Below are 18,725 nucleotides of genomic sequence, written 5' to 3' on the forward strand. Positions count from 1 at the left end.
CGGCGTTAGCTCCGGTACGGGTTGTAGCCGTCGTAGTCCAGGTACTGCGGCGGCGCCCAGGCCCGGCCCGTCGCCCTCGCCGCGTACGTGAGGGCCGGGGACGCGACCTCGCGGCGCTGCCAGAGGTGGTGCAGCAGCTCCTGTTCCCGGGCCGGGAAATCGGGCCCCGCCGTGCCGCGCCGGGCCCGGTCCCGCAGGAACGCGAGGGTCGTCGCGAAGGACTCGTACTCGCCGACCGCCCGCGCGGCCGGCGGGCCGTACGCCCGGGCGGCGAACGAGCGGGCCACCTGCCGGGCGCGCATCGAGGACAGCGCGAGCGGCTCGGTGGGCGCGAGCCAGCCGGCGGCCGCGTACGCCGGGAGCTCCCCGGATATCGTGCGCAGCTCCCGCTGCCGGCTCCACACCGCCAGCCAGGTCAGCAGGCCGAAGGCCGGGACCATGAGCGCCCCGTACACCGCGTAGAAGGCCAGCGGGCCGCCGAAGGTCGCGGAGCCGTTCCACGCGGCGTGCAGGCTCATCGCGAGCAGCAGCCCGGCCAGCGGCAGCAGCACCCGGCGCAGCCGCTTCCCGCGCGGCGCGAGGGCGGCGAAGCCGAAGCCGATGCCGGTGAGCACGGTGAACAGCGGATGCGCGAACGGCGACATCACGACCCGTACGAAGAAGGTCGCGGCGGTCACCGAGCCGAGACCGGAGGAGCCGAACTCCTGGTCCTCGCCGAAGGCGTTGCCGAGGTAGAGGATGTTCTCGGTGAAGGCGAAGCCGGTCGCGGTGAAACCGGCGACCACGACCCCGTCGACGAGACCGCCGAAGTTCCTCCTGCGGAAGAGGAACAGCAGCAGGACCGCCGCGGCCTTCGCGCTCTCCTCCACCACCGGCGCGATCACCGTGGCGCCGAGGGTGTCCGCCGAGTCCGGGTCGGCCGTGGCCGTCGCGATCCAGCGGACCGCGAAGGAGTTCGCCAGGATCGCGACGAGCGCGGCGGCGAAGGCGCCCCAGGCGAACGCGAACAGCATGTTCTTCCAGGGGCCCGGCTCGACCCGGTCGAGCCAGCGGAACGCCGACATGAGCAGCGGTACGGGAAGCACGGCGAGGCCCAGGCCGACGAGGAAGCCCTGCGTGCCGGTCTGCTCGCGGACCAGCGCCAGGATGACCAGGGCGCAGAGCGCGAGCAGGGTCACGACGGCGATCGCGCGGACCAGCCGACTGCGCCAGAAGGCCCGGCGCGGCCGGTAGCGCCACTGGGATCGGTCGGCGGCGGCGGGGAAGGCCGGCTCCTCGGTGTCCCGGTGCGGGACGGGAGCGGCCTCGATGCCGGCGGGGGCGGGATTCGACACGTGAGCGACCCTAACGACCCCGACCGACAACGGTCGACGAAGTAACGGGCTCTCGGTCACTTCCTCCGGAAGAGGAGGTCGTGGACGACGTGCCCCTTGTCGAGGCCCTGCCCCTCGAAGCGGGTGAGGGGCCGGAAGTCGGGGCGGGGCGCGTACCCGCCGTCGGCCTGCGTGTTCTCGTAGTCCGGATGCGCCGAGAGCACCTCGAGCATCTGCTCGGCGTACTCCTCCCAGTCCGTGGCGCAGTGCAGTACGGCCCCGGGCTTCAGGCGCGGCGCGAGGAGGCTGAGGAACTCGGGCTGGATCAGCCGGCGCTTGTGGTGGCGGGCCTTGGGCCACGGGTCCGGGAAGTAGACCCGGCAGCCGTCGAGGGAGGCGTCGCCGAGCATCTCGCGGAGCAGGATGATCGCGTCGCCGTTGGCGACGCGGACGTTGGTCAGGCCGTTCCGGTCGGCGAGACCGAGGAGATTGCCCTGACCGGGCGTGTGCACGTCCACGGCGAGGATGCCGGTGCCGGGGTCGGCGGCGGCCATCTGCGCGGTCGCCTCGCCCATGCCGAAACCGATCTCCAGGACGACCGGGAGCCCGTCGAACATCTCGCCCAGGTCGAGGACCCGCTTGCCGTCGATGTCGAGGCCCCAGTCGGGCCACCGCTTCAGCATGGCCTCGGCCTGGCCGTACGTGACGCGGCTGCGGCGCGGCTGGAAGCTCCGGATCCGCCGCTCGTGGTGGGCCCCGGCGGGATCGGGCAGGGGCCCTTCACCGGGCGCGAACATCCGACTGCCCCGCCGCGCGACGGGCTGGGCGGGGTCGGCGAGGGGCTGCGGGCTGTTCTCGATCTGCTCAGACACAATGCCACCGATTCTACGGCGCCCGCCCGACCACGTGCGGGCTGCGCCCGGAGCGGGGCTAGGCCCGCTGGCCGGCGCCCCGCCCACCCGCCGTGTGGGCGATCGTCCCGCTGGGGCGGGACGGGTGGGCACACGGGACGGCGCCTTCAGCGGCGCCTCCGCGTCCCGAGCCTGGACCCGCACCACGAGTGCGGCGCGCACCCGGTGCGGGTCAGGGCGCGGAAGCCTCTGGCGCCGGCAAGGGCGCCGTTCTGTTGTGCCCACCCTCCCCCAAGCTCTCGGCTCCGCTCGAGCAGGGGGGACCCCCATCCCCCTTGCGGAACGTATGCCCACAGCAGCGGGGGCGGGCTACAGCTGCGTCAGGGCCCGGCGGGCGACCTCGCGGCCGATCGGGAGTGAGGCCGTCGCCGCCGGCGACGGCGCGTTCAGGACGTGGACCGTCCGCGGCGCCTCCCGGATCAGGAAGTCGTCGACGAGCGTCCCGTCCCGCAGGACGGCCTGCGCCCGCACCCCCGGCGCGGCCCGTCGCAGGTCGGACTCCTCGACGATCGGGAGCAGCCGCCGCACCGCCTCCGTGAAGGCCCGCTTCGAGAGCGACCGGTGCAGTTCGCCCGCGCCGTAGCGCCAGTGCGCGCGGGCGATGGCCCACGAGCCGGGCCACGCCAGGGTGGCGCCCAGTTCGCGGGGGCGGACGACGGACCAGCCGTACCCCTCCTTCGCGAGCGCCGGGACCGCGTTCGGCCCGATGTGGACGCCGCCGTCGATGCCCCGGGTGAGGTGCACCCCGAGGAAGGGGAAGGCGGGGTCCGGTACGGGATAGACGAGGCCCCGCACGAGCGAGGGGTCGGCGAGCTCGTAGTACTCCCCACGGAAGGGGACGATCCGCATGCCGGGGTCGTCGCCCGCGAGCCGCGCGATCCGGTCGCAGTGGAGCCCCGCGCAGTTCACCAGGACCCGCGCCCGCACCACCCGGCCGTCCGCCGTGCGCACGGCGACGCCCCAGGGGCGCCGGTCGATGACGGTGACCTCCGCGCCGTACAGGATGCGGGCCCCGGAGGCCTCGGCGAGCCGCTCGGACACCGCCCCGTAGTCGCAGATCCCGGTCGTGCCGACGTGGATCGCGGCGAGCCCCCGCACCCGCGGCTCGTACTCGCTGATCTGCGCCGGGCCGAGCTCGCGGACGGGGATGCCGTTCTCCCTGCCGCGCTGCACGAGCGCGTGCAGCCGGGGCAGCTCCTCGCGCGCGGTGGCGACGACGAGCTTCCCCGTCACCTCGTGCGGAATGCCCCACTCCGCGCAGAATTTGACCATTTCGGCCGCGCCCTCGACCGCGAACCGCGCCTTGAGCGAGCCCGGACGGTAGTAGATCCCGCTGTGGATCACTCCGCTGTTGCGCCCGGTCTGGTGGCGCGCGAGGGCGTGCTCCTTCTCCAGGACCGTGACCCGGGTGCCGGGGGCGGCGCGCGTCAGGGCGTGCGCCGTCGACAGACCGACGATCCCGCCGCCGATCACCAGCACGTCACAGTCAAACACCAGCGCCACCTCCCACCCCCGATAGTGCACTGGCCCACTGACAATGCCGTTAAACGCCCACGCCGTGGGACGCGTGTCACGTCGGGGCCCGGGCCGGGGCCCCGCGTCACGCCGGAGCGACCAGCAGCGGCCGCGCCCGCTCCCGCAGTTCCATCACGCGCGGCTCGTCCCCGTACGGTTCGAGCCGGTGCAGCAGGTCCCGTACGTACTCGGTCGTCCGCGCCGAGGAGATCCGGCCCGCCACCTCCACCGCGCGCGTGCCCGCCGCGCAGGCCGCGTCCAGGTTGCCCGACTCCAGCTCGGCGACGGCGGAGACGACGAGCCGCAGCCCGTGCGAGCGGACGAACTCCTCGGTGGGCCGGGACAGCGCCTGCTCGGTGAAGCGCCGCACCTCGCGCGGCATCCGCAGGTCCCGGTAGCACTCGGCGGCGTCCGCGCAGAACCGGTCGTACGAGTAGAAGCCGAGCCAGGTCGGGTCCGCGTCGCCCTCGCGCGAGCGCTCCAGCCAGCCCTCGGCGGACTTGAGCGCGGCCGCGGCGGCGGCCCCGTCGCCGGCCTTGGCGTGCGCGCGGGCCTCGACGAGCCGGAAGAAGGACATGGTGCGGGCGGTGGCGAGCCCCCGGTTCCGTTCGAGGGCGGCCTGGGCGAGGTCGACGCCTTCGTCGGCGAAGCCCCGGTAGGTGGCCTGGAGGGACATGGAGGCGAGGACGTAGCCGCCGAGGGGCACGTCGGCGGCGGCGCGGGCGAGCCGCAGGGCCTGGATGTAGTAGCGCTGGGCGGCCTCCTGCTGCCCGGTGTCGAAGGCCATCCAGCCGGCGAGCCGGGTGAGCTCGGCGGTCGCGCCGAACAGGGCCCGGCCGACCTCGTCCGAGTACGAGCCGAGCAGCAGCGGCGCCGCGTCCACGCGTAAGCACTCGGGCACCATCGAGGAACGCCAGTCCCCGCCGCCGTACTTGGAGTCCCAGCGGCGCGCGTCCTCGGCGGCCTCGCGGAGCTTGGCGACGTCGCTGTGGCCCACGCGCGCGTGCTCCGCAGCGGCCGCCGCGGCGGCTCCCGTGCCGGGGCGCGCGGCCTCGCGCTCCACCGAGGGGTCGGCGGGGGTTATCAGCCAGCGGGACGCGGGCGTCGCGTACGCGCTGACGGCGAAGGATCCGGCGAGCGACTGCCAGATGCCGCCCCCGGCCCGCCGCCCGGCGAGATCGAGGCGGTACAGGTCGGTGGCGGAGCGGACCGCCTCGCCCACGTCGCGCGGGAAGGCGAGCCCCACCTCGGGCGCCGGGTCGGCGTCCGCGAGCCCGATCTCGTGCAGCGGCACGGGCCGGCCCAGCTTCTGCCCGATCGCGGCGGCGATCAGGTGCGGGGCGGCGCCCTGCGGCACCATGCCCTTGGACACCCATCGGGCGACCGAGGTCTTGTCGTAACGAAGCGTCAGTCCCCGTTGTGAGCCGAGGTCGTTGACGCGCCGGGCGAGCCCGGCGTTGCTGATTCCCGCGAGGGCGAGAACCGTGCCGAGCTTTTCGTTCGGCCCGCGTTGCTCCCTGGACATGACGCCACCCCTCGACAACACAGACGGCCGCCACGACGCCGGGCATAGGCGTGCGGCATTCGTAAACACAGCGTAGTTCGCCGCATCCCTACCGTTAAGGGGCGGTGTTCCGTATGGCGAGATTGTTGTGTGAACGTGCGACGGACGGGGCCGGCGGCGCGGCTCGTGCTCCTGCCGTGTGGCCGTGCGCCCGGCCGTGCGCTCTCGTCCGGCCGGCGGGGGAGCGCTTCCATGAGTACCGCGTGGGTCGGCCCGCTCGGCCGGGAACGGTGTCCCGGACCAGTGGGCTGGGGGACACCGCCGCCCCATTCCCCGCGGGCGGCGGACGGCGCCGGGAGGCGGGAGCGCCTCCCGGGCCGCTGTTGACCGGCCCGCTGTCCGGACGCCCGCCGAAACCTCCGGCGGGGATCGATATTTGGCCGAATGACGCCGTTGTGGCGTCGAGGACCAACTGGCCCATGCCAGGGGCGCATTCGCCTTTCGCGCGCGTGCACCCGGACCCCGCCCCGTGCGCCGTTGTCGTGGCAGCATGTCCTCCACCGAAACGGATGTGGAGGCGCCGATGCGATGGCTGGTGGGCTGGAGCAGTGTCGCCGCGAGCTTCGCAACGACCGCGGGGGCCCGGGCGGGGGCGGCGAACGGCGCCTATGGCTCGGGACATGACTCCGGCTCCCCGTACGGCTCCGGTTCCCCGTACGACCCCGGTTACGCATCCGGATACGCCCCCGCCCCCGACCGCGCGGCCGAGGGGCGCACGGTGCAGCCGGTGGGCGCACAACTCCTGTGGGGCGGCCCCGATCCGCTCTGGGCGGTCGGCGACTGGCGCCCGGACGAGGTGCGCGTGCTGGCCGTCGACGACCACACCCGCATCGCCGTGCTCGGCTGCTGCGCCGCGAGCGACGAGGAGCTGCGGATCGGCCTGCTCACCGCGCGCGGGGGCGCGTTGCGGCATCTGACGGCCTGGCCCGGCAGCTACACGGCCGTCGCCAGGACCGGCCGCCGGGTCACCGTCACCGGTGATCTCGCGGGCGCCCGGCCGGTGTTCCACACCCCGTGGGCGGGCGGCACCGCGTACGCCACCGCCGCCCTGCCGCTCGCCGACCTCGTCGAGGCCCAGCTCGACATCGGCCATCTCGCCGCCCTCCTCGCCTGCCCCGAGACCCCGGAGGCACTGCGCGACTCCACCCCGTACGAGGGGGTCAGGCGGGTGCCGCCCGGCCACGCGCTGATCCTGCGGGAGGGCTCGCGGGAGATCACCGGGTACGAGCAGGTGGCCTCGCTCGCCGTCGCGGCGCCCGAGTCCGACCCCCGGCAGGCCGTCGAAGGGGTACGGGACGCCCTGATCGAAGCCGTACGGGCGCGGCTCACCGCCCCCCGGCACGCGCCCGAGGTGCCGCTCCCCGACCCGGGCCCGGTCCCCGGCATGGGGCCGGCCGACCGGCGCGCGGCCCGGGGCGCGGGCCCGGCGCCCGGCATCGGCGCGGACCTGTCCGGCGGCAGCGCCTCCGGCACGCTCGCGCTGCTCGCGGCCGGCCTCCCTGGGGTGCCGGGCACGATCACCGGACACGGCGCGGGCGCGGGGGAGCGGCTGCTCGCCGTCACGTTCAACGACCTGGCGACGAGGGCCGGTTCGGGCCGCGAGAAGGAGCTGGAGCGGGCCCGGGAGATCGCCGCGGACCCGCGGCTGCACCACGTGGTCGTCGCGGCGGGCGAGGAGGCCCTCCCGTACGCGGCGCTCGACGGGCCGCTCACCGACGAGCCGGGGCCCGCGCTGGTCACGGCGGAGCGGCACCGCAGGCGGCTCGTGGGCGGCAGCGCCGACCACTTCACGGGCATGGGCGCGAAGCAGGTCCTGGACGCGCACCCGGCGCGCCTCGCGGACCTCCTGATGGATCGCAGGCGCCGCTCCCTGGTGCGTCCGGTGACGGCGCTCGCCAAGGCCTCGGGCCCGTCGGCGGGGGCGTTCCTGGTGCCGCTGACCGTCTACCGGGCGGCGCGGAAGCTGGCCCGTACCCCGTACCGGACGGGTCTGGAGGCGGCGGCCCGGCGGGTCCTGGAGGCGAACCGCACGGCCCCGGACGGCTTCGGCCCCCTGGAGGCCTCGCTCTCCGCCCTCGCCTGGTCGCGGCCGGGTCCGGCGGCACGCTGGCTGACGGGGGAGGCGCTGGCTGAAGTATCGGTTCGCCTGAACCGGGCGGCGACGCTTCCGACCTCCGTCCAGCGCCCCGGCGAGGCACGCGCGCGCGCCGCCCTCGCCCGCGCGGCGGCCGACCACCGGGTCCTGGAGCAGGCCGCGGAGATCCGGGGCCAGCGGCTGCACGCCCCCTTCCTCGACAACCAGGTCGTACGGGCCTGCCGCGACCTCCCCGAATCGCTCCGGGTCCAGCCGGACGCCCGGGCCGGCGTCCTGCGCACGGTCCTCTCCGGCGCCGGCATCCACGACCTCCCGCCGGGCTGGGGCGCTCCCCACCCGGCCGTCCCGGCCGCCGCCACGCGCGCGGGGCTGCGCGCCGCGCTCCCGCAGCTCCTCGCCCTCTTCGACGCGCCGCTCCTCGCGGACGCGGGCCTGATCGAGGCCCGCGTCGTCCGCAAGGCGCTGCGCGCGGCGGCCGACGGCGACCCCGTCCCCCTCGACGGCCTCGCCGACCTGGTCTCCACCGAACTCTGGCTCGGCCGCCTCCTCGCCCGCCGGGGCTCCTGCTGGACCAACACGACCGAACCCCGAGCCCACCGCGCGGTCCAGGGACCGCTGATCCCGGCGTCGCGGTCACTTCCGGCGTGAGGCTCCGCCGGGCAGGTGAAACGTCCCAGCACGCTCGTTCGAGTGAACGCTTCCCGGACTTCGACCCCGAGCCCGGACCTAAGCTGAAGCCGTCGCACCCGAGCGAAGGAGGTCCGCTATGGCTATGCCGTCGCCGGTGCCGGAGGACGCGTTCTCCGAGGGTTTGCCCGACCGTGAGGGCGCAAGTACCCAAGAGACCTTCGAGCTGTTCAGTGCGCTGGCCCCCAAGGGCTGGCGCGTGGAGCTGATCGAAGGAGAGATCTACGTGGTGCCTCCGGCCAATGGCGAGCACGAGGAGATCGTGACCGAGGTGGTGGAGCAGGTCATCGCCCGTCGCGTTGACAGGGAGCTGCGCAACTTCACGGGCATCGGTCTCAGCCTGCCCGGTACCACCGACGCGGTCAGGGTCATCCCGGACCTCGTCATCGCCCCCAAGGGCAGCTTCGACGACCAGAGCGAGTGGCACGCCCCCGACCCCGTCCTCCTCGTCGCAGAGGTGACCTCCTCCTCCTCCACCGCGAGCCGCGACCGCGTCCAGAAGATCCGGGCCTACGCGCGCGCCGGCATCCCCCTCTACCTGCTCATCGACCGCGAGGCCGGCGAGGCCGTCGTCTGCTCCGAGCCCCTCGGGGACGACTACGGCCACAAGTCCATCCACAAGCTGGGGACAGTCGTCCCGCTTCCCGTGCCGCTCGGCTTCGACCTGGACACCGGCGCCTTCTGAGGGACGCACCCGGGTAAACCCCGAGGCGTACGCCTGTGCCAGCCGACACAATGGGCCGGTGCGGTATCTCATCCTCGGCACCACCGAGGCCCTTCGTCCCGACGGCACCCCCCTTCCCCTCGGCGGCGCCCGGCTGCGCGCGCTGCTCGCCGCGCTCGCCCTGCGCGGCGGACGGGCCGTCTCCGTCGGCGAGCTCGCCGACGACGTGTACGGGGACGACCCGCCGCAGGACGCCCCCGCCGCCCTCCAGGCCCTGGTCGGACGGCTCCGCCGGATCCTCGGCAGGGAGGCCGTCGCCTCCACCCCCGGCCCCGGCTACCGGCTCGTCGCCGGTCCCGACGACATCGACCTGTACGTCTTCCAGCGCCGGGTCGGGGACGGCGCCGCCCGCCTCGACGCCGGCGACCCCGAGACCGCCGCCGCCCTCCTCCGCGAGGCCCTCGGCCTCTTCCGGGGCCCCGCCCTCGCCGACCTGCCCGACCCGGCGGGCGTCCGGCCCGAGGCGCAGCGGCTCGCGGCGCTCCGGCAGCGCGTCGAGGCCGATCTGCGCCGGGGCGCCACCGACGGACTCGTACCGGAGCTGACCGAGCTCACCACCACGTACCCGTACGACGAGGCCTTCCGCGCCCATCTCATCCGCGCCCTGCGGGCGGAGGGCCGTCACGCCGACGCCCTCACCGCGTACGAGTCGGCCCGCCGTACCCTCGCGGAGGCCCTCGGCGCCGACCCGGGCCCCGAACTCACCGCCCTCCACCACGAACTCCTCACCGGAGCCGCCCCCGCTCCCATCCCCGCCCCGGCCCCGGCCGCGCCCGAGCCCGCCGCCCCCGACCGATCCGCCGAGGCCGGCAACATCCGGCCCCGGCTCACCTCCTTCGTCGGCCGGGAGCCCGAGCTCGCCGCGCTCCACGCGGACCTGACCCGCTCCCGGCTCGTCACGCTCACCGGCCCCGGCGGTTCCGGCAAGACGCGGCTCGCGGAGGAGGCCGCGCTCCGGGCCGTCGGCCCCGCCGCCTGGATCGCCGAACTCGCCCCGCTCGACGACCCCGACGCCCTCCCCGGCGCCGTCCTCTCCGCGCTCCGCCTCCGCGAGATCAACCTGATCACCCGCGACGGGGTGCCGCTCCAGGACGACCCCACCGCCCACCTGGTCGAGCACCTGGCCAGCCGCCCGCTGCTCCTCGTCCTCGACAACTGCGAGCACGTGATCGACGCGGCCGCCGCCCTCGCCGAGACCCTGCTGACCCACTGCCCGCAGCTCCGCATCCTCGCCACCAGCCGCGAACCCCTCGGCGTTCCCGGCGAGTCGGTCCGCCCCGTCGAGCCCCTCCCGCCCGACCCCGCCCACCGGCTCTTCGCCGAGCGCGCCCGCACCGTGCGCCCCTCCTTCGACCTCGCCCGCGACGGCGGCGAGGCCGTCGACGAGATCTGCCGCCGTCTCGACGGCCTGCCGCTCGCCATCGAACTGGCCGCCGCCCGGCTCCGTCTCCTCACCCCGCGCCAGATCGCCGACCGCCTCGACGACCGGTTCCTGCTCCTCACTTCCGGCTCGCGGACCGTCCTGCCCCGCCAGCAGACCCTCCGCGCCGTCGTCGACTGGTCCTGGGACCTCCTCGACCCGGCCGAGCGCACCCTGCTCCGCCAGGTGTCGGTCTTCGCGGGCGGCTGGGACCTGGCCGCCGCCGAGGCCCTCTCCCCGCACGCCGCCGACGCCCTGGGCGCCCTGGTCGACAAGTCCCTCGTCGTCGCCAGCCCCGCCGAGGGCGGCGAGATGCGCTACCGGCTCCTGGAGACCATCCACGAGTACGCGACCGAGCGCGCCGCCGAGGACCCCGCCCTGCTCGCCGCCGCCGAGGCCACCCACACCGCCCACTTCACCGCCCTCGCCGAGGCCGCCGAGCCCCGGCTCCGCTCGGCGGAGCAGCTTCCCTGGATCGACCGGCTCGAGCGCGATCTCGACAACATCCGCGCCGCTCTCCACCGCACCCTCGTCGGGGCCCCCAAGGTCTCGGCTTCGCCCCAGCAGGGGGGACCCCCACCCGACGAGGCCGCCGCCCTCCGGCTCGTCTTCGCCATGGGCTGGTTCTGGTGGCTGCGCAACTACCGCCCCGAGGGCCTGGCCTGGGTCGATCGCGCGGTCGCCCTCGGCGACGATCCGGACGATCCCGCGGACCCCCGCCACTGGCCCCGGATGCACCTGCGCATGCTGCAGTTCTTCCTCGCGGTCGAGAGCCAGACGATGGGGGACTACAAGGAACCGGAGAACCTCGCGCTCGTGCGGCGCGTGCGGGACGCGTTCGGCACGGAGCCCGGCCCCGAGTCGGCCCGTTTCCCCGGTCTGCTCTGGCCGTTCACCGCGTACCTCACCGAGGAGCCGGCCGTGATCCGCGCCCTCCTCGACATCGCCGTCGACAACTGCCGGCGCCACGGAGGCGACTGGGAGATCGGCGTCAGCCTCATGTTCCGTACGCACATGGTCGTCGACATGCCGGGCGACATGGCCGGGGTCGACGAGGCGCTGGCCGAACTCCGCGAGATCGCCCGGCGCGTCGGCGACCGCTGGATGGGGGCCCAGATCGCGAGCGCGGCGGGCGAGGCCCACACGATGCGGGGCCGGCACGCGGACGCGGGCGAGGCGTACGAGGAGGCCCTCGCTCTCGCCCGCGAGGTCGGCGCCCACGCCGAGGCCCCCTTCCTCCTCGCCCGCCTGGCCGAACTGGCCTACCGCACCGGCGACCTGGAGGCCGCGGACAAGGGCCTCGACGAGGCCGCACGGGAGGCCGAGCGCTATCACGTACGGGAGAGCCAGACGTACGTCTGCTTCCTCCGCGCCTCCCTCGCCCTCTACCGGGGCGACGTCAGGGAGGCCCGCGCCCAGCTGGAGGAGGCGGGCCGGACCGTCGCCCTCGGCACCCCGCCGCCGCACTTCGAGGCGGCGGTGACCGGGCTCGCCGCCCGCGTCGAGTCGTCCGAGGGCGGGGGCGCCGCCGCGGTCGGCACGGCCGTCGCCGCGCTCCGCCTGGCACGGGAGGCGCAGTGCGCGGACTACGTCACCACCGGCCTGGGGGAGGGGCTCGCCGTCGTCCTGTCCGAGGCGGGCGAGGCCGAGCTCTCCGTACGGGTCCTGGCCGCCGCCGACCGCTGGCGCAAGGGCACGCCCCGCTCGCTTCCCGGGCTGCGGGACGTCGAGACGGTGACGGCCCGGGCGCTCACCGAACTCGGCGAGGACGGCCTGGCCGCTGCCCGCTCGGCCGGCGTGGGACTCGGCCTCGACGAGGTCCTCGACCTCGTCGAGCACTTCGCCCCGCCGCGCGCCGAAAGGGCCCTCGGGAGCAGCTGATCCGGACCCGCCCGTCGTGCGCCGGCAGGGCCGTCAGGAGCAGCTGATCCGGGACTCCGCCCAGTCGGCGACCGCGGCCCGGCCGAACGGGGTGTGCTCCTCCACCACGAGCCGGATCGTCGAGAGGCCGGCGAGGCCGACGTGCACGGGGACCGGCGGATCGCCCGCCCGGACGACGGCGGATCGCCAGAGCCGCTCCCCGTCCCCGTAGACGGAGAAGCGGACGCCGCCGACGCCGAGCTGGGCGCTCAGCTCGTCGATGCCGACGACCGCGTCGTAACTCGTGCACTGCCGGTTGAGGTCGACGAGCAGCGAGGACGGCGCGTGGACGCTCACCCCGTGCGCGTACCGGGTGCCGCCGAGGGAGAGGCCGTTGCGCTGCCACATCCAGCTGCTGTCCGAGAGGGACACCTCGGGCTTGGTGCCGTCGCCGAAGATCCCGTACTGCAGCTCGTTGACCTGGTAGACGGACGGCGGAGCGGGTGGCGGTGACGGCTTGGGCTTGGGCTTCTCGGGGGTCGGCGTCGGCGTCGGCTTCGGCGTGGGCTTCGGGCTCGGCTCGGGAGCCGGCGGGGGCGTGGGCTTCGGCGTCGGCTTGGGGCTGGGCTTCGGGGGAGGCGGCGGCGTCGGCGGCTCGGAGGTGACGGGCGGGGCGGGCGGCGCGGGCTTGGGGGAGGGCTTCGCCGGGGGTGCGGGCTCGGGCGGCGCGATCGGTGTGACGACGGGCTGCGTGGGCTTGGGCGCGGCGACGGGCTGCGGGTCGCCGGCCATGGCCCAGACGAGCCCGGCGGCAGCGGCGACCGCTACGGCCGCCGCGATGCCGGCCTTCGCGGGCGCGCCGAGCCCCTCGGCGGCGGCACCGCCCGAGGCGGCGCCTCCGGCGCCGCCGGAGGCGGCGGCCGCCGCGCCCGCACCGGCCGCGGCGGCGGTGCCGCCGGCAACGACACCGGCGGCCTTGAGCGAGTACCCGGCGGCGAACCAGCCGATGACGGCGACCGGCAGGAGCGCGGGGATCCCGGCGTTCACATGGGCCAGCTCACCGGCGGCGAGCCGGCACTTGGCGCATTCGTCCAGGTGCTTGCGCAGGCCGCGCTCGGCCCGCATCCGCAGGCCGCCGCGCGCGTAGGCGCCGAGCCGGTCCGCGTAGCGGGCGCAGTCGCCGCCCGCGGTGAGCGACTGGCTGACGTGGGCCTGGAGGTAGGCCTGCTTGAGGCCCTCGCGGGCCCGGCTGGCGAGCACGGCCGTGGCGTTGGCGGTCAGTCCGAAGAGCGGGGCGACCTCGCTCGGGGACTCCTCCTCGACGGTGGTGTGCCACAGCACGGCCTGCCAGCGCTCGGGCAGCGAGCGGAAGGCCTGCATGGCGAGGGACTGCTCGGCCTCGTGCATGGCGCGGACGTCCGCGCCGAGGTCCATGGTGTCGTGGTCGGAGACCTCGGAGGAGCGGGAGGCGTCCGCGGCGAACACCGCGAAGTCCTCGACGAGGTGCTCCCGCTTCTGGGTCCGCGCCCAGTTCGCGGCGACCCGTCGGACGGTGGTCATGAGGTAGGCGCGCACGGCCTGCTCGGGCCCGGCCCCGCCCCGGACCGCCTGGAGGGTGCGGGCGAACACCTCGGCGGTGAGGTCGTCGGCGGTGTGCGCGTCCCGGCAGCAGGTCCTGGCGTACCGGCGGACGGCTTCGGAGTGGCGGCGGAACAGCTCCTCGTACGCGGAGCCGTCGCCGTCCCGCATGAGCTGGACGAGCTCGGCGTCGGAGGGCGGGAGTTCGAGCGGCGGCGGGAGTACGGTGTCGGGCTCGTCGGTGTCGTCGTCGCCGTCGGCACCGTCCTCGACGCCACCGCTGCCGGTCGGTCCCGTCCCGGCGGCCGCACGCGCGGCGACCCCGGCCCCGGCACCCGGCCCGGCGGGCTTGCCCTCGCGCTGCTGCGGCACGCTCGCGTCTATCGGCTCGACGGGCCCGGCGGGCGAGCCGGGAAGTCCGGGGGACGCGGACGCGCCGGAGTGACCTCCCGGCCCGCCCTGGCTCGGCACCTGCCGGGAGGGAAGCCCCCCGGTCCCGGTCTCCGCGGCGCCGCCGCTGCCCAGCGGTTCGTCCCGACTGTCACCGCTCATCGCGGAAGCCCCCGTACGCGCGCTCAGCCCGAAATATTGGCCAAGCCTGCCACAGCACGAGGGCATGCCGAAGCGCCGCGTCCACTTACCACTCGTCCGGGGCGACTTCGTGTATCCGGGCGTAACCGCTCACACGTTCGTGTCATGCTCATTGGTCCGCCCGGACCACGAGAAGCACGGCCGGACGAACCCGGCCGAAGGCCTCTTGACGGGAGCGCAGGCCCCTCGAGCCAACGGGAGCCCAGGCCCTCGACCTACCGGGAGCGCAGGCCCTCGAGAAGGATGTCGAGGAGCCGCGCCGAGGCCGCCGCCTGCTGCACCGCGTCCGGCAGCGCCGGGGCGGCGGTGGCGATGACGAGGAGGACGTCCGCCACGGTCACGTCCGTCCGCAGCTCACCCGCCTCACGCGCCCGGTCGACCAGCCGGCCGACGACCTCCAGGAGCTCCGAGGCCCCCGCGTCGTCCCGCTCCTCGGCGGGCACACCGCGCGGCGCGACCACACGCGCGTCGGCCTGCTCGGCGACACCCCGCTGGTACGGCACCCGCGCCGCCTCGTCCGCGTCGAGCGGCAGTCCGGAGTCGTCCACGCCCACCCGCAGCACCTGCGGCGGAAGGAGACGGCCCGCACCGGAGGCCACCGAGGTCCGCAGGAAGCGGGAGAGCGCCGACCACGGCTCCTCCTCCTGCCCCAGCGCGGCCCGCGCCTGCTCGGTCAGCCGGGAGGTCTCCTCCTCGGCTATCCGCCGCACCAGCACGTCCTTGCTGGGGAAGCGGCGGTAGACGGTGCCGACCCCGACCCGGGCGCGGCGTGCCACGTCCTCCATCGGAGCCCCGTAGCCGAGCTCGCCGAACACCTCGCGCGCGGCCCGCAGCACGTGCTCCAGATTGCGCTGGGCGTCCACCCGCAGCGGTGCGGCCCTGCCGCCCGCCACCATCGGCGTGCCGTTGCGCAGCTCGGTCGACCCCGGGACGTGCCCGTCGTCGACGGTCACCGTTCCGGCGCCCGACTGCCACCGTGAATCCTGAATCTGCATAAGCGTTCCCCCGCTCATGATGTCTCCCCCCGGAGACTCCCCGCCCTGGCACGGGGCTTCCGGCGGACGAGCGCTTCGGTCCACGCGCGCTCCGATCCGACACCCCGACGAAGTACGAACATAGTTGAGTCGGGGTCAATTCAGAAGGGGGAGTTCCGTACGGTGCGCCCCCCGATCGGAGCAAGGCCCGGAAGACTCCCGATTCCGACCCCTCCCCGAACCCGCCCCACCCGCTGTGACCTGCACCGTTTCCCCGGCAAGCCCTTCGCGCGCCACCCCGCGCCTCCGTACCCCTCCGGTCACACAATTTGCCGGGCCTGTGGACAAACCACGGACGGCGGTGCGTCATGGGACAGTGACCGAACCTGCGCGCATTCTCGTGGTCGGCGGCGGATACGTCGGCATGTACACCGCGCTGCGCCTCCAGCGGCAGCTCAGGGCGGAGCTCAGAGCCGGCACCGCCGAGATCGTGGTGGTCACCCCGGAGCCGTACATGACGTACCAGCCGTTCCTCCCGGAGGCCGCGGCCGGCTCCATCTCCCCGCGCCACGTCGTCGTGCCGCTCCGCCGGGTCCTCGGCCGGTGCCGCGTCGTCATCGGCGAGGTCCGGTCCGTCGACCACGCGAAGCGCACCGCGACCCTCTCCACCCTCGCCACCGAGGAGGAGGGCACCGGCGCCGTCGAGATGACGTACGACGAGCTGGTCATCGCGCCCGGCTCCGTCTCCCGCACCCTCCCGGTCCCCGGCCTGCCCGACCACGGCATCGGCTTCAAGACCGTCGAGGAGGCCATCGGCCTGCGCAACCACGTCATCGAGCAGATGGACATCGCCTCCTCCACCCGCGATCCCGCGCTCCGCGACGCCGCCCTCACCTTCGTCTTCGTCGGCGGCGGCTACGCGGGCGTGGAGGCCCTCGCCGAGCTGGAGGACATGGCCCGCTACACGGCGCGGTACTACCACAACGTCAAGCCCGAGGACCTGCGCTGGGTCCTCGTCGAGGCCTCGGACCGGATCCTCCCCGAGGTGGGCGAGGAGATGGGCCGGTACGCCATCCGCGAGCTCCGCGGCCGGAACATCGACGTGCGCCTGGAGACCCGGCTGGAGTCCTGCGAGGACCGGGTCGCCGTCCTCAGCGACGGAACCCGCCTGCCCACCCGCACCGTCGTCTGGACCGCCGGCGTGAAGCCCGCGCCCGTCCTCGCCGCCACCGACCTACCCCTGAACGAACGAGGAAGGCTCCGCTGCACCGCCGAACTCGCCGTCGAGGGCGCCGCCCACGCCTGGGCGGCCGGCGACGCCGCCGCCGTCCCCGACGTGACCGCGACGGAACCCGGCAAGGAGTGCGCGCCCAACGCCCAGCACGCCGTCCGCCAGGCCAAGGTGCTCGCCGAGAACCTCGCGGCCTCCCTGCGCGGGCAGCCGCTCAAGCAGTACGCGCACGCGTACGTCGGCTCCGTCGCCTCCCTCGGCCTCCACAAGGGAGTCGCCCACGTCTACGGACGCAAGCTCAAGGGATATCCGGCCTGGTTCATGCACCGCGCCTACCACCTCAGCCGCGTCCCGACCTTCAACCGCAAGGCCCGGGTCCTCGCCGAATGGACCTTGTCCGGCCTGTTCAAACGGGAGATCGTCTCCCTGGGCTCGCTGGAACACCCCAGGGCCGAATTCGAACTCGCCGCCGCACCACCCCCCGGCGACGGCGACAAGCCGCAGTCCTGACATCACTGTCAGTGCACTCGTCCACACTGGACGTGTGACCATAGGTGGGCTCACACCTGCACAGCGTGACTCTGCACGGCACCGACACCACGAGGCATAAAGATCCGTGAACTTCACCCGTTGGAGCGCCCGGCTCCCCGGCACGCAGCGCCGCGCGGCGCGGGGGACCGAAGGCTCCGTGCCCGCCGCCCGCGGTGAGTACGGTCCGCAGTTGGAGCAGCTCACCGACAGCGCTGCCGAGGCAGCCGACGTCCCCGCCCTGGAGGACTTCTCCGTACGGGAGCTGCTCGGCCGCCTGCCCGGCCTGGTCGCGCTCGCGTACGGCCCGGAGCACCGCATCGCGTACGTGAACGACGCGTACGCCGCCGCCTTCGGCCCGCGCCCCGCCGGCGCCACCGTCGCCGACACCTGCCCCGAGGCCGAGGAGCTCGGCCTGCTGCCCCTCATGGACCAGGTGCTGCGCAGCGGGAAGCCCCGCACGGTGAAGTCCCGCCGCACCCGGGACGGCGGCTCGTACACGGTCACCTGCCTGCCCGTCGACAGCCCCCGCCTCGACGGCGGCGGCGTCCTCGTCCACGCCGCCGACGTCACCGACCACGCCGAGGCCGCCGAGCGGCTCCGCGCCAGCGAGCGCCGGCACCGCGAGACCGCCGTCACCCTCCAGCGCTCCCTGCTCCCGCAGGAGCTGGAGCAGCCCGACGACCTGCGGATCGCCGCCACCTACCAGCCCGGCGTCGCGGACGCCGCCGTCGGCGGCGACTGGTACGACGTGATCACCCTCGGCGCGGGCCGAACCGCGCTCGTCATCGGGGACGTGATGGGACGGGGCGTGCGCGCCGCCGCCGTCATGGGCCAGCTCCGCACCGCCGTCCGGGCCTACGCGCGCCTGGACCTGCCCCCGCACGAGGTCCTCCAGCTCCTCGACGGCCTCGCCGCCGAGATCGACGCGAGCCAGATCGCCACCTGTGTGTACGCGATCCACGACCCCAGCGAGGGCAAGCTGGTGTACGCCTCCGCCGGCCACCTCCCGATCCTCGTACGGGACGAGGACGGCACCGTCCGCCGCGCCGAGGACCCGACGGGCCCGCCGCTCGGCACCGGCGGCTGGCTGCACGCCTCGGGCTCCATCGCCCTGCCGCCCGGCTCCACCGCCGTCTTCTACACGGACGGCCTGGTCGAGCGCCGCCGCGAGGACATCGACGAGGGCGTCGCCGCCCTGGCCCGCGCCCTGGCCGGCGCCGACGGCACCCCGCAGGTCGTCTGCGACCGGCTGCTGCGCGCCCTGGGGGTCACCGCCGAGCACGACGACGACGTCGCCGTCCTGGTCGTCCAGCACCCCTCCCGCAAGGGCGCGGACGCCGAGCTCTTCCACAACGCCGCCCTGGAGCTGCTCGGCGGGGTCGAGGCCGCTCCCCGCGCGCGTGCCTTCGCGTCCGGGGTCCTGTCGTCCTGGCGCTTCCCGGTCGAACTCCGCGACCTGGGCGTCCTCGCCACCAGCGAGCTCGTGGCGAACTCCCTCCAGCACGGCACCCCGCCCATGCGGCTCCGCCTGCGCCGTACCGACCGCCGGCTGATCATCGAGGTCACGGACGGGGACGACCACCTGCCGCGCCGCCGCAGGGCGGAGACGGAGGACGAGGCGGGTCGCGGAATCTCGATCATCGCGACGATCGCCTCGTCCTGGGGAAGCCGCCGCACACCCGGGGGCGGCAAAGCGGTCTGGTGCGAGTTCGCCCTGCCGGACTGATCCGG

At 75.0% G+C, this 18,725-nt stretch carries 11 protein-coding genes; 5 read left to right on the plus strand and 6 right to left on the minus strand.

Annotated features, from left to right (window positions below):
- Positions 1-5 precede the first annotated feature (5 nt).
- The 4 genes from ACN9M0_RS19360 to ACN9M0_RS19375 form a co-directional block, all read right to left on the minus strand.
- Entirely contained in the window at positions 6-1,334 is a 1,329-nt protein-coding gene (locus ACN9M0_RS19360) for a PrsW family intramembrane metalloprotease (RefSeq protein WP_399696325.1), read from the minus strand.
- A gap of 56 nt (positions 1,335-1,390) precedes the next feature.
- Positions 1,391-2,185 (minus strand): tRNA (guanosine(46)-N7)-methyltransferase TrmB, encoded by a 795-nt coding sequence (trmB, locus tag ACN9M0_RS19365; RefSeq protein WP_426403953.1) that lies wholly within the window; start codon positions 2,183-2,185, stop codon positions 1,391-1,393.
- A 348-nt stretch (positions 2,186-2,533) separates the two neighbouring features.
- Entirely contained in the window at positions 2,534-3,718 is a 1,185-nt protein-coding gene (gene lhgO / locus ACN9M0_RS19370; protein WP_366037445.1) for an L-2-hydroxyglutarate oxidase, read from the minus strand.
- A 106-nt stretch (positions 3,719-3,824) separates the two neighbouring features.
- A complete protein-coding gene (locus ACN9M0_RS19375) occupies positions 3,825-5,264 on the minus strand; it encodes an MFS transporter (protein WP_366037444.1) in 1,440 nt (479 codons plus the stop codon).
- A gap of 562 nt (positions 5,265-5,826) precedes the next feature.
- Between ACN9M0_RS19375 and ACN9M0_RS19380 the strand changes: the two genes are divergently transcribed.
- The 3 genes from ACN9M0_RS19380 (at position 5,827) to ACN9M0_RS19390 (ending at position 12,110) form a co-directional block, all read left to right on the plus strand.
- Positions 5,827-8,046 (plus strand): asparagine synthase-related protein, encoded by a 2,220-nt coding sequence (locus tag ACN9M0_RS19380; RefSeq protein ID WP_426405314.1) that lies wholly within the window; start codon positions 5,827-5,829, stop codon positions 8,044-8,046.
- 124 nt (positions 8,047-8,170) lie between these two features.
- Entirely contained in the window at positions 8,171-8,770 is a 600-nt protein-coding gene (locus tag ACN9M0_RS19385; protein ID WP_426405315.1) for a Uma2 family endonuclease, read from the plus strand.
- A 58-nt stretch (positions 8,771-8,828) separates the two neighbouring features.
- Entirely contained in the window at positions 8,829-12,110 is a 3,282-nt protein-coding gene (locus tag ACN9M0_RS19390) for an ATP-binding protein (RefSeq protein WP_426403954.1), read from the plus strand.
- Between the two features lie 33 nt (positions 12,111-12,143).
- Here the strand turns inward: ACN9M0_RS19390 and ACN9M0_RS19395 are convergent, their stop codons facing one another.
- Entirely contained in the window at positions 12,144-14,219 is a 2,076-nt protein-coding gene (locus ACN9M0_RS19395) for a sigma-70 family RNA polymerase sigma factor (RefSeq protein ID WP_426403955.1), read from the minus strand.
- Positions 14,220-14,473: 254 nt separating this feature from the next.
- Positions 14,474-15,253, minus strand: coding sequence for a TetR/AcrR family transcriptional regulator (locus tag ACN9M0_RS19400; RefSeq protein WP_399696329.1), 780 nt, complete (start codon positions 15,251-15,253; stop codon positions 14,474-14,476).
- 355 nt (positions 15,254-15,608) lie between these two features.
- On the opposite strand from ACN9M0_RS19400, the gene ACN9M0_RS19405 reads away from it, so the two are divergent.
- Both ACN9M0_RS19405 and ACN9M0_RS19410 read left to right on the plus strand, forming a co-directional pair.
- Positions 15,609-16,973 (plus strand): NAD(P)/FAD-dependent oxidoreductase, encoded by a 1,365-nt coding sequence (locus ACN9M0_RS19405; protein WP_366042818.1) that lies wholly within the window; start codon positions 15,609-15,611, stop codon positions 16,971-16,973.
- 106 nt (positions 16,974-17,079) lie between these two features.
- The gene (locus ACN9M0_RS19410) at positions 17,080-18,720 is read left to right on the plus strand and encodes an ATP-binding SpoIIE family protein phosphatase (protein ID WP_366042817.1); all 1,641 of its coding nucleotides are present in this window, start codon (positions 17,080-17,082) and stop codon (positions 18,718-18,720) included.
- The last annotated feature ends 5 nt before the right edge of the window (positions 18,721-18,725 follow it).

Source organism: Streptomyces sp. R-07 (assembly GCF_049913175.1).
Taxonomy (GTDB): domain Bacteria; phylum Actinomycetota; class Actinomycetes; order Streptomycetales; family Streptomycetaceae; genus Streptomyces.

Excerpts from the sequence above, each read along its gene's own strand:
- ACN9M0_RS19375 (WP_366037444.1), bottom strand. The coding sequence starts at position 5,264 with ATGTCCAGGGAGCAACGCGGGCCGAACGAAAAGCTCGGCACGGTTCTC.
- ACN9M0_RS19380 (WP_426405314.1), top strand. The coding sequence starts at position 5,827 with ATGCGATGGCTGGTGGGCTGGAGCAGTGTCGCCGCGAGCTTCGCAACG.
- ACN9M0_RS19385 (WP_426405315.1), top strand. The coding sequence starts at position 8,171 with ATGCCGTCGCCGGTGCCGGAGGACGCGTTCTCCGAGGGTTTGCCCGAC.
- ACN9M0_RS19395 (WP_426403955.1), bottom strand. The coding sequence starts at position 14,219 with ATGAGCGGTGACAGTCGGGACGAACCGCTGGGCAGCGGCGGCGCCGCG.
- ACN9M0_RS19400 (WP_399696329.1), bottom strand. The coding sequence starts at position 15,253 with ATGCAGATTCAGGATTCACGGTGGCAGTCGGGCGCCGGAACGGTGACC.